Raw genomic sequence first — 12,152 nt, 5'->3', positions numbered from 1 at the left:
CCGCGGTCCTCGGGCCGCGGCGAGCCGCCGCGGTCCCCGGGCCGCGGCGCCGGTCGCCGTGGCCCGCGGGGCGCGTCCGCGCCCGCGTCACGGCCCCCCGCCCGAACGCATCCACGGAGGCGCATCATGACTGCCGTTCAGCAGGCCAGCACCTGGTTGAGGAGGTACCGGCCGGTCGAGCGGCCACGGGTCCGCCTCATCTGCTTCCCGCACGCGGGAGGTGGCCCGAGCGCCTTCCGCACCTGGCCGGCCGCGCTGCCGTCCGACGTCGAGGTCTTCGCGGTGCGCTACCCGGGACGGCAGGACCGGGTGACCGAGCCCTGCGTCGACCGGATGGAGCCGATGGCCGAGGCCGTCACGCAGGCGCTGACACCGCTGCTCGACCGGCCGCTCGTCCTCTTCGGCCACAGCATGGGCGCGTGGATCGCCTACGAGGTCGCGCGCCGGACGCCGGTGCGCGCCCTGCTGGTCTCGGGCCAGGTGCCGCCCGCGCGCAGGGAGTCGACCCATGACGGGGCGCCCCGCGGCGGGGCCGGTCCGCTGACCGACGACCAACTGGTCGAAGAGGTCAAGCGGCTGGGCGGGTACGACGCCCAGCTCTTCGAGGACCCGGAGCTGCGCGACCTGGTCCTGCCGCCGATCCGGTCCGACTTCGAGCTCGTACGGACCTACCGGCCCGGCCCGGTGGAGCCGCTCGACTGCCCGGTGCACGCCTACTACGGCGAGGACGACCTCGACGCCCGGGCGGACGACGTCGAGGCCTGGGGCGAGACCACCACGGGCCGCTTCACCGCGCACCGCTTCCCCGGCGGCCACTTCTACCTGACCGACCACGAGTCCGCCCTGCTGCGCGAGCTCTCCTCCCTCCCGGTGGTGTCCCTTGTTTGACCCGACCGAAGCAAGCCTGGCCCAGCTGCGGGAGGCGCTCGCCGACGGGCGGCTCACCGCTCTCGAACTGACCCGCTGGTACCTGGACCGGATCGAGCGCCACAACGACGAACTGCGCGCGGTCATCGAGGTGAACCCGGACGCCGAGGCGGAAGCGGCGCGGCTGGACGAGGGCCCGGTCCGGGGGCCGCTGCACGGCATTCCCGTGCTCCTCAAGGACAACCTCGACACCGCCGACCGGATGCACACCACGAGCGGTTCCACGGTCATGCTCGGCTCCCGGCCCGCACGCGACGCCACGGTCGTCGCCCGGCTGCGGGCCGCGGGGGCCGTGCTGCTCGGCAAGGCGAACAAGACCTCGTGGATCCTGGGAACCGCGGGCTGGAGCGCCCGGGGCGGCCAGACGCGCAACCCGTACGACACGGACCGCTCGCCGCACGGTTCCAGCTCGGGATCCGCGGTGGGCGTCTCGGCGAACCTGTGCGCGGTGGCGCTCGGCACCGAGACCATCGGCTCGATCCTGGGCCCGGCCGCCGCGAACTGCCTCGTCGGGGTGAAGCCGACCACCGGGCTCACCAGCCGCGCGGGAATGATCCCGGGCATCCCGAGCTTCGACTCGATCGGGCCCCTCGCCCGTACGGTCGCCGACGCGGCGGACGTCCTCTCGGTGATCGCGGGACCCGACCCGCTGGACGGGGCGACGGAGGGCGCGCCCATCCTCGACTACCGGACGTTCCTCGACGGGGAGGGCCTGCGCGGGATGCGCATCGGCGTGCCCCGCAAGGTGTTCTACGGCTACAGCGCGGCGGCCGACGAGATCGCCGACGCCGCCCTGGAGACCATGCGCCGCGCCGGCGCGGTCATCGTCGAGGGCGCGGACATCACCACCGCGGACCGGTTCGCCGGTCCCGAGCTGGGCGCCGTGGCGATGCACGAGACCGCGTCCGCCCTGGGCCGGTACCTCGCCCGTACGCCCGGGGAGCATCCGCGCACCATCGCCGCCCTGGTCGAGGCGAACCGGGAGAACGCGGCGGTCGAGCTGGAGTTCTTCGACCAGGACATCCTGGAGATGCTGGCCGGCGTCGATCCCGACACGGACGACCCGGTGTACCGCGAGGCGCTGGCCACCGTACGGCGGCTGGCGGGCGCGGAGGGCATCGACGCCGTCATGGACGAGCACCGGCTGGACGCGCTGGTCATGCCCACCTGCCCGCCGCCGTGGCCGATCGACATGGTCGAGGGCGACCCCGATCCGCACGGCGCCGCACTGGCGCCCGGACTGGCCGGCTACCCCGCCATCAGCGTGCCCGCGGGCTGGACCGAGGGGCTGCCCGTCGGGATCACCTTCACCGGACGGGCCTTCAGCGAGCCGGTGTTGTTCCGGCTCGCCCACGGCTTCGAGCGGGCGTGGCCGTCCCGCCGCCCGCCCGCCCGGTGAACCTCCCGGGGCCGAAGGCCCCGCTCACAGCGCCCCGAGGCTCCACTCCAGGACCGCGGCGGCGCTGTGCATCTTCGCCTCGGCCTGGGTGAACGCGATCGAACGCGGCCCGTCCAGCACCGCGGCGGTGACTTCGTCGCCGCGGTGCGCGGGCAGGTCGTGCATGAAGACCGCGTCCGGGCTGGACCGCATGACGGCCTCGTCGACCCGGAAGGGGACGAAGTCCTCGCGCCAGTCGGCGTCCGCCTTCGACGTGCCGGTCGTCTGCCAGCGGGTGGTGTACACGACGTCGACGCCCTGGGGCAGCTCGAAGGTGTCGTGCCGCTCGGTGACGGTCGAACCGTGCGCCGCGGCGAACTCCTTGGCCCGCACCATGATCTCGGGATCGACGCCGTAGCCCGCCGGGGTCCGCAGGTGCAGCTCCGTGCCCGGGTAGCGCGGCAGCGCCAGCGCCAGCGCGGCGGCCGTGTTGTTGCCCTCGCCCAGGTAGAGCACCTTGCGCCCGGCCGGATCGCCGAAGTGCCCGGCCATCGCGGTCAGGTCGGTCAGGGCCTGGGTGGGGTGCTCCTGCGCGCCCATCGCGTTCACCACCGCCATCCCGTCCTGCGCGGCCAGCGCGCGCAGCTCCGCGACGCTGCCGGCCGTACGGGCGACCAGGACGTCCAGCATGCCGCCCAGGACCCGTCCGGTGTCCTGCGTGGTCTCGCCCGTGTTGAGCTGGAGGTCGTGCGGCCCGTAGGTGATCAGGCGCGCGCCCAGGCGCAGGGCCGCGGAGGAGAACGCCGTGCGCGTGCGCGTGGACGTCGCCTTGAAGTAGATGCCGACCACCGCGCCGGCGAGCGTCTCCCGCGACCACGCCCCGGAAGCGAATTCCTTTCCCCTTTCCACGATCCGATACAGATCGACATCGGGGATATCGGCCAACGAGATGACGTGGTTGCGAACCATTGCGCGACTCCTGTGCTCAGCGGGCTTCGCAATGTAGAGGCGCCGCATATCAGGCCGGTATCGACCTGCGAAGCGGACCGGATGGGGTCTCGATAACACGCTGAAAATGCCGCTCCGTACGGTCTGGAAACGTGTCGGACGTATACACGTTCCGGCCGCTTCCGAGTTCTCGTCGAGGTACAGGAGTCAGCAGCGTGGACCGTCGTGCGACGCGCAATCCGATCGGGTCGGACCTGGATGGCGATGTGGCGACGATGCCGCTGCCCGCACTGGTCGAGGCACGGGTACGACGTACCCCCGATCACCCCGCCGTGATCTTCGGCGCGACCGTTCTCAGCTACGCCGAGCTCGACCGCCGGGCCAACCGGCTGGCGCACCGGCTCGTCGACCTCGGCGCGGGACCGGAAGCGGTGGTCGCCCTGGCGCTGCCGCGCTCCGCCGACGCGGTGGTCGCGATGCTGGCCGTGCTGAAGACCGGCGCGGCCTACCTGCCGGTCGACCCGCGCTACCCCGCCCGGCGGATCGCGCACATGCTGTCCGACGGCCGTCCCTCGGCCCTGGTCACCGACACCGCCACGCGCGGCGCGCTGCCCGAGGTCGGGGCCCCCGTCGTGCTCCTCGACGAGATCGACCTGACCTCCGGTGCGGACACCGCGCCCGAGGTCACCATCGACACCGCGAACGCCGCCTACGTCATCTACACCTCCGGTTCGACGGGTCTGCCCAAGGGCGTGGTCGTACCGCACCTGGGCGTCGCCAACCACATGCTGTGGCAGGCCGCCGAGTGGCAGGTCGACGCCGACGACGTGGTGCTCGCCCGGACCGCCTTCAGCTTCGACGCGGCGGGCTCCGAGATCTGGCTGCCGCTGATCGCCGGTGCGACGATCTGCATGGCCCCCGACGACGTGCTCGGCCTGCCGCACCTGCTGCTCGCCTACGCGGCCGAACACGGCGTCACCGTCGCCCAGTTCGTCCCCTCGCTGCTGTCCGTCGCGCTCCCCGCGCTGCGGGACACCCCCGGCCTCGCCCTGCGGCTGCTCTTCGTCGCGGGCGAGGTGCTGCCGCCGTCCCTGGCCGACGAGGTCGTCACCAAGCTGGGCGTGCGGCTCGCCCACCACTACGGCCCGACCGAGGCCTCGATCGACGTCACGGCCTACGAGGTGCGGTCCGGGGGCGACCACCGGTCCGTCCCCATCGGCACCCCGGTCGCCGGCACCGAGGTCCACATCCTCGACCGTGCGCTGCGCCCCGTGGAGCCGGGAGCGGAGGGCGAGCTCTACGTGGCGGGCGTCCAGCTCGCCCGCGGCTACCTGGGCCGACCGGAGCTGACGGCCCAGCGGTTCGTCGCCTCCCCGTTCGCCGAGGGCGAGCGGATGTACCGCACCGGTGACCTCGCCCGCTGGAACGCCGACGGCCTCGTCGAGTTCGCCGGCCGCGCCGACGACCAGGTCAAGGTCCGCGGCTTCCGGATCGAGCCGGGCGAGATCGAAGCGGCGCTCACCGAGCTGGCCGAGGTGGCCCAGGCCGCCGTGACCGTGCGCGAGGACCGGCCCGGACAGCAGCGCCTCGTCGCCTACCTCGTCGGCGCGGTGGACACCGCCACCGTGCACGAGCGGCTGGCCGCCCGGCTGCCCGAACACATGGTGCCCTCCGCCTACGTGCTCCTCGACGCCCTGCCGCTCGCCCCGAACGGCAAGCTGGACCGCGCCGCGCTGCCCGCGCCGGAGGTCGCCGTCGGCGCCGGCCGCGCTCCCCGCACGCCCGCCGAGGAGCTCCTCGGCGGCCTCTTCGCCGACGTCCTGGGCATCGACCGGATCGGCGTGGACGACGGCTTCTTCGACCTCGGCGGCGACTCCCTGCTCGCCGCCCGGCTGATCAGCCGCATCCGCACCGCGCTCGACCGCGAGGTGTCCCTGCGCGCCCTCTTCGAGGCGCCGACCGTGGCCGGCCTGGCCGCCCGCCTCGACGAGGCCGGGGCCGCACGGCCGGCGCTGGTCCGCGCCGGACGCCCGGACCCGATGCCGCTCTCGCACGCCCAGCGCGGCCTGTGGTTCCTGCACCGGCTGGAGGGCGCGAGCGCGACCTACAACATCCCCCTGGTGCTGCGGCTGACCGGTGAGCTGGACGTGCGGGCGCTGCATGCAGCCGTCCGCGACGTCGCCGCACGGCACGAGACCCTGCGGACGGTCTTCCCGGAGACCGACGGCGTCGCCCGTCAGGTCGTCCTCGACACCCCCGCCGAGCTCACCGTCGTCACCACCGCGGACGTCGGGGCCGCCGTGGCCGAAGCGGCCCGCCACCCCTTCGACCTGCACGCCGAGGCCCCCCTGCGGGCCACCCTGTTCTCCCGGACCGGGACGGACGAGCACACCCTGCTGCTGCTGATGCACCACATCGCGGCCGACGGCTGGTCCGAGCGACCGCTGATCGAGGACCTCTCCCTGGCCTACGCGGCCCGCCGCGCCGGACACGAGCCGCGGTTCGTCGAGCTGCCCGTGACCTACGCCGACTACACCCTGTGGCAGGGCGCGGCCGAGGCCGAGGGCATCGACCACTGGCGGACCGCGCTCGGCGGTCTGCCGCAGCTCGTCGGCCTGCCGACCGACCGCCCCCGCCCCCCGGCCGCCAGCTTCCGCGGCGACGAGCTGCGCACCCGCCTCGACGCCGAGCTGCACCGCGAGGTGACCGCGCTCGCCCGCTCCACCGGCCGGACCGTCTTCATGGTGGTGCAGGCCGCGCTCGCCGCGCTGATGACCCGGCTCGGCGCGGGCACCGACATCGCCCTCGGCACGCCCTCCGCCGGCCGCTCCGACGAGCAGCTCGACGGACTCGTCGGCTACTTCGTCAACACCCTGGTGCTGCGCACGGACACCTCGGGCGACCCGAGCTTCCAGGAGCTGCTGGACCGCGTGCACGGCGCCGCCGTCGCCTCCTACCCGCACCAGGACGTGCCCTTCGACCGGCTGGTCGAGGCGCTCAACCCGGCCCGCTCGCTCGCGCACCACCCCCTGTTCCAGGTGATGCTGACCTTCGAGAACCTGGGCCTGGCCGGCCCCGCGCTGCCCGGCCTCACCGTCGAGGTGGACGAGGCCGCCACCGGGGTCGCCAAGTTCGACCTCGACCTGCGCCTCCAGGAGCGCTTCGCGGCCGACGGCACGCCCGCCGGCGTGGACGTGGTCGCCGAATACTCCACCGACCTCTTCGACGGCTCCACCGTCGACGCGCTGGTCGGCCGACTGGCCCGGATGCTGCGCGCCGCGGTCGCCGACCCCGGTCGCCGGATCGCCGAGATCGACCTGCTCACCGGTGAGGAGCGCGCGGCGCTCACCGGCCGCTCCGCCCACGTCGTCGACGCGTCCGGCTCCCTGGTGCCCGACGGCGTCAGCGGCATGCTCGACGGCGCCCCGGCCCGGTACACCCTCGACGGCCGCCTCGAACGCCTCGGTGCGCCGGTCCTCGTGGGCGGTGCCCCGCTCGACGTCACCCGTACCGTCGCCGCGCTGCTCGCCCACCCCGCGCTCGTCGAGGCGGACGTGGCGGACGGTCTCGTCGCCTACGTCGTGCCCACCCCCGGTCTCTCGGTGCGCGCCGTCGACCTGCGCGAGCACCTCGCCCGCACGCTGCCCGACCACCTCGTCCCGGACACCTACGTCACCCTCGCCGCGCTGCCGCGCACCGCGGACGGCCGCCTCGACACCGGCGCGCTGCCCGCTCCCGGGGCCGAGGGCCCCGCCGCCGCGGGCACGCCGGAGGAGGAACTGCTCGCCTCGCTCTTCGCCGAGGTGCTCGGCCTGCCGGAAGTCGGCCTGCACGAGGGCTTCTTCGACCTCGGCGGCGACAGCATCGTCTCCATCAAGCTGGTCAGCCGCGCCCGCAAGGCGGGGCTGCACATCACCCCGCGGCACGTCTTCGAGCACAAGACCGTCGCCCGCCTCGCGGCGGCCGCCCGCACGGCGGCGCCCGTCGCCCCGACCGTCCGGGACGTCGCGACCGGCGGCCTGCTGCCCACCCCGGTCATGGCCGACCTGCTCGAACTCGGCGGCCCGCTCGCCGGGTACCACCAGTCGATGCTGCTCGTGGTCCCCGCCGACCTGGGCGCCGACCGGCTCACCGGCGCGCTCCAGGCGGTCCTCGACCGGCACGACGCGCTGCGGCTGACCCTCGACGAGGAGCAGCAGTTCTCCGTCCCCGCGCCGGGCGCGGCCACCGCCTCCGTGCGCCGCGTGGACGTCGCCGCCTCTGCGGCCGACGCCGAGGCGCTCGGCCGCGTGATCGAGGAGCACCACCGCGCGGCCCAGGCCGAGTTGGACCCGTACCACGGCGACCTCGTGCGCGCGGTGTGGTTCGACGCCGGAGCCGCCCCCGGGCGGCTGCTGCTGCTCGTGCACCACCTCGCCGTCGACGGCGTGTCCTGGCAGCCGCTCCTCGGCGACCTGCGGGCCGCCTGGGAGGGCGAGGCCCTCGAAGCCGTCGGCACCTCGCTGCGGCGCTGGAGCGCCCTCCTCGACGAGGAGGCGGACCGCCGCGCCGGTGAACTCCCGCTGTGGCGGACGATCATGGAGACGCCCGACCCGCTGCTCGGCAGCCGCCCCCTCGACCCGACCACCGACACCCGGGCCGCGGCCGGCACCCTCACGCTCACCCTGCCCGCCGGCGCCACCGCGCCGCTGCTCGGCGCGGTCCCCGCCGCCGTGCGCACCGGCGTGCGGGACGTGCTGGTCACCGGTCTCGCGCTGGCGGTCGCCGACTGGCGCGGCCGCCGCGGCGTCGACGCCGCGGCGCTGCTCCTCGAACTGGAGGGCCACGGCCGCGAGGACATCGCGGCCGGGGTCGACCTCACCCGTACCGTCGGCTGGTTCACCAGCGCGTACCCCGTCCGGGTCGACGCGGGCGGCGTGGACGGCGTCCGCGCCCTCAAGCTCGTCAAGGAGCAGCTGCTCGCGGTCCCGGACAACGGCATCGGCTACGGCATGCTGCGCCACCGCAACCCGCGGACCGTCGCGGAGCTCGCCGACTACGCCCGCCCCCAGCTGGGCTTCAACTACCTGGGCCGGTTCGCCGCCCCCGAACTGGCCGACTGGGCCCCGGCGCCGGAGGCCCCGGCCCTCGGCGCGGGCTTCGACGACGCCGCACCGCTCGGCCTCGGCATCGAGCTGGACGCCGTCACCGTCGACCACGCCGACGGGCCGCGCCTCGTCGCCACCTGGACCTGGGCCGAGGGCCTGCTGAGCGAGGACGAGGTCCGCGACCTCGCCGAGGGCTGGTTCGCCGCGCTGAGCGCCCTCTCCACGGTCGACGCCGGTGGTCTGACCCCCTCCGACCTGCCGCTCGTGGACCTCTCGCAGGGCGACATCGAGGAGCTGGAGGGCGCCCTGCCCGGCATCGTCGAGGTGCTGCCGCTCGCCCCGCTCCAGGAGGGTCTGCTCTTCCACGCCCTCTACGACTCCGACGGCGCCGACGTCTACTCCGTCCAGGAGGTCTTCGCGCTGAGCGGCCCGCTGGACGCCGGCGCCCTGCGCGCCGCCGCGGCGGGCGTCCTGGAGCGCTACCCGAACCTGCGGGCGGGCTTCCACCACGCGGGCCTGTCCCAGCCCGTGCAGGTCGTCGTCGACGGCCTCGAACCGCCGTGGCGCGACGTCGACCTCACCGACCTCCCCGCGGCCGAACGCGAGGGCGCCCTGGCCCGGGTCGTGGCCGAGGCGCGCGCCGAGCGCTTCGACCTGAGCCGGCCGCCGCTGCTGCGGTTCACCCTGGTCCGGCTCGCCGAGGACGAGCACCGCCTCGTCCTCGTCAACCACCACATCCTCTTCGACGGCTGGTCCATGCAGCTGCTGCTGGACGAGCTGTTCGCGCTCTACCGCGGCGAGACCCTGCCCGCGCCCGCCGCCTTCCGCGACCACCTGGCCTGGCTGGCCCGGCAGGACCGCGAGGCCGCCCACGAGGTCTGGCGCGGCGCGCTGGCCGGGCTCGGTGCGCCGACCCTGCTCGCCGAGCCCTCCTCGGCGGCGCCCGCCCGTCCCGTGCAGGTCTACTGCGACCTGCCCGACGCGGTGTCGGGCCGGCTCCAGGACCGCCTGCGCGAGTACGGCATCACCCTCAACACCGCCGTCCAGGGCCTGTGGAGCCTGCTGCTCGGTGCCCGCACCGGCCGCGAGGACGTGGTGTTCGGCACCACGTACTCGGGCCGCGCCGCGGAACTCGCCGGCAGCGAGGCGATGGTCGGCATGTTCATCAACACGCTGCCCGTCCGGGTCCGGCTCGACGGGGCGGAGTCCCTGCGCCGGCTGATGGAGCGGGTCCAGGACGAGCAGTCCCGGCTGATCGCGCACCAGTACCTCGGGCTGAACGACGTACAGCGCCTGGGCGGGCTGGGCGAACTCTTCGACACGCTGACCGTCGTCGAGAACTACCCGCACGATGACGACGACGTGTGGGAGCCCGCGCCGGGCCTGCGCGCGAGCGTGTTGGAGGACCACGACGCCACCCACTACCCGCTGACCCTGTCGGTGCTGCCCGGCGCGCGGCTCAAGCTGCGCCTGGAGTACCGCCCCGACCTGCTGGACGCGGCCCAGATCGCCGGGCTCGCCGCCGACCTCGTCCGCCTGCTCACCGCCTTCGTCGACGACGCCACCGCGGCCGTCGGCGAGCTGGTCGGCACCGGAGCGGCCACCGCCCTCGCGCCGGTCGCCGCACCGACGGCCGCGGAGGTCGCCGTACCGGCGGCCCCGGACGGCGCCGTCGCACTCTCCTTCCGCGCACCGCGCACCCCGGAGCAGGAGATCCTCTGCGGTCTCTTCGCCGCCGTGCTCGGCGTGCCGGTCGTCGGCATCGACGACAGCTTCTTCGAGCTCGGCGGGCACTCGCTCACCGCGATCCGACTGCTCAGCCGCATCCGCTCGATGTTCAGCGTCGAGCTGGCCATCCGGCACCTCTTCGAGGCGCCCACCGTCGCCGAGCTCGCCGAACGGTTGAAGGGCGCCGAGCAGTCCCGCCTCGCCCTCGCCCCGATGCCGCGGCCGGAGCACGTCCCCGTCTCGGCGGCGCAGTGGCGCCTGTGGTTCCTCTACCGACTCGAAGGCCGCAGCGCGACCTACACCGTGCCGCTGCTGCTGCGCATGTCGGGGGCGCTCGACCGCGGCGCCCTCGAAGCCGCCTTCGGCGACATCGTGGCGCGGCACGAGAGCCTGCGCACCCGCTTCCCCGAGGTCGACGGGCAGCCCTACCAGCTGATCACCGAGGCGGAGCAGCCCGAGGTCACCCTGGTCGAGACCGACGAGCGGGGGCTCGCCGAGCAGCTGGCCGTCGCCACCCGCTACGGCTTCGACCTCGCCACCGAACTCCCCTTGCGCATCACGCTGTTCCGGCTCTCGGAGACCGAGCACGTCCTGCTCTTCCTGCTGCACCACATCGCGAGCGACGGCTGGTCCGACGCGCCGTTCGCACGGGACCTCTCCGTCGCCTACGGCGCCCGGACCGAGGGCCGCGCGCCGGCCTGGGCCCCGCTGCCCGTCCAGTACGCCGACTACACGCTCTGGCAGCGGGAACTGCTCGGTTCGGAGGACGACCCGCAGAGCCTGCTGTCGCGCCAGCTCGCCTACTGGCAGCAGAACCTCGCCGGGCTCCCGGAGCAGCTGGAACTGCCGACCGACCGGCCCCGCCCGGTCGCGGCCTCCTTCCGCGGCGACGAGGTCCGCTTCGAACTCGACGCCGAACTGCACGGCCGACTGCTCGAACTCGCCCGCCACACCAACACCACGCTCTTCATGGTGTTCCAGGCGGCGGTGGCCGGACTCCTGACCCGGCTCGGCGCCGGTGACGACATCCCGCTCGGCGGCGTCATCGCCGGACGCACCGACGAGGCGCTCGACGAGCTGATCGGCTTCTTCGTCAACACCCTGGTGCTGCGCACCGACACCTCGGGGAACCCGACCTTCCGGGAACTGCTGGCCCGGGTCCGGGAGACCGACCTGGCCGCCTACGCGCACCAGGAGGTGCCGTTCGAGCGCCTGGTCGAGGTGCTCAACCCGACCCGCTCGCTCGCGCACCACCCGCTGTTCCAGGTCATGATCCTCTTCCAGAACAACGCCGGGGCGGACCTGGGCCTGCCCGGTCTGCGGGCCGGCCTGGAGGACGTCGGCTCCGGCGTCGCCAAGTTCGACCTCGACTTCGACATGCAGGAGAACCACGGCCCCGACGGCGAGCCCGCGGGCCTGTCGGGCCTGGTCGAGTACGCCACCGACCTGTTCGACCGGTCCACCGTGGAGCAGATCGTCGACCGGCTGGGCCGGCTCCTGCGGGCGGTCGTGGCCGACCCGGACCAGGGGCTGTGGCAGACGGACATCCTGGCCCCGACCGAGCGCCGGGAACTGCTGGAGCAGTGGACCGCGCCGGCCCCCGAGCCGTCCGAACGGACCACCGTGCCCGCGCTGTTCGAGGCCGCCGTCGCCGCGCACCCCGGGGCGAGCGCACTCGTCGCCGGCGCGGAGCACCTGACCTACGAGCAGCTCAACGCGCGGGCCAACCGGCTCGCCCACACCCTCCTCGCGCAGGGCGTCGGACCCGAGACCGTGGTCGCGCTCGCCCTGCCGCGCGGCGCGGACCTCGTGGTGGGCGTCCTCGGCGTCCTCAAGGCCGGCGCCGTCTACCTGCCGCTCGACCCGAACTACCCGGCCGAGCGCATCGCCTTCGTCCTGGCGGACGCCCGTCCGGCCGCCGTCGTGACCGGCGCCGGCACCGACGTGGCGCTGCCCGAGGGCATCACCCGCGTCGTCATCGACGAACTGCCCGCCGACGCCCCCGTCACCGACCCGGCGCGCCCCGCGCTGCGCCCGGACAACGGCGCCTACATCATCTACACCTCCGGCTCCACCGGACAGCC

4 protein-coding genes (1 of these 4 only partly in view) are annotated in these 12,152 nt (G+C 74.5%); 3 read left to right on the top strand and 1 reads right to left on the bottom strand.

What is annotated here, in order from left to right; translation table 11 throughout:
* The first annotated feature begins 126 nt into the window (after positions 1 to 126).
* On the top strand, positions 127 to 888 hold the full coding sequence (locus ACIQWR_RS13985; protein WP_404008215.1) for a thioesterase II family protein: 762 nt from the start codon (positions 127 to 129) through the stop codon (positions 886 to 888).
* A complete protein-coding gene (locus ACIQWR_RS13980) occupies positions 881 to 2,326 on the top strand; it encodes an amidase family protein (RefSeq protein ID WP_404008212.1) in 1,446 nt (481 codons plus the stop codon). The genes ACIQWR_RS13985 and ACIQWR_RS13980 overlap by 8 nt, the downstream gene beginning before the upstream one ends.
* A 24-nt stretch (positions 2,327 to 2,350) precedes the next feature.
* Here the strand turns inward: ACIQWR_RS13980 and ACIQWR_RS13975 are convergent, their stop codons facing one another.
* On the bottom strand, positions 2,351 to 3,274 hold the full coding sequence (locus ACIQWR_RS13975) for an ornithine carbamoyltransferase (protein ID WP_404008210.1): 924 nt from the start codon (positions 3,272 to 3,274) through the stop codon (positions 2,351 to 2,353).
* A 194-nt stretch (positions 3,275 to 3,468) separates the two neighbouring features.
* On the opposite strand from ACIQWR_RS13975, the gene ACIQWR_RS13970 reads away from it, so the two are divergent.
* A protein-coding gene (locus ACIQWR_RS13970; RefSeq protein WP_404008207.1) for a non-ribosomal peptide synthase/polyketide synthase crosses the window boundary here: on the top strand, positions 3,469 to 12,152 show its start. It continues 13,651 nt past the right edge of the window; the window shows 8,684 of its 22,335 coding nt (coding positions 1-8,684); the start codon lies at positions 3,469 to 3,471; its stop codon lies beyond the right edge, outside the window.

This window comes from Streptomyces sp. NPDC098789, assembly GCF_044759975.1.
Lineage (GTDB): Bacteria > Actinomycetota > Actinomycetes > Streptomycetales > Streptomycetaceae > Streptomyces.
Note: the sequence above shows the minus strand (reverse complement) of the source record. Positions and strands in the feature narration are given on the sequence as shown.

Coding starts and splice junctions, on each gene's coding strand:
- ACIQWR_RS13985 (WP_404008215.1), top strand. CDS start 127: ATGACTGCCGTTCAGCAGGCCAGCACCTGGTTGAGGAGGTACCGGCCG.
- ACIQWR_RS13975 (WP_404008210.1), bottom strand. CDS start 3,274: ATGGTTCGCAACCACGTCATCTCGTTGGCCGATATCCCCGATGTCGAT.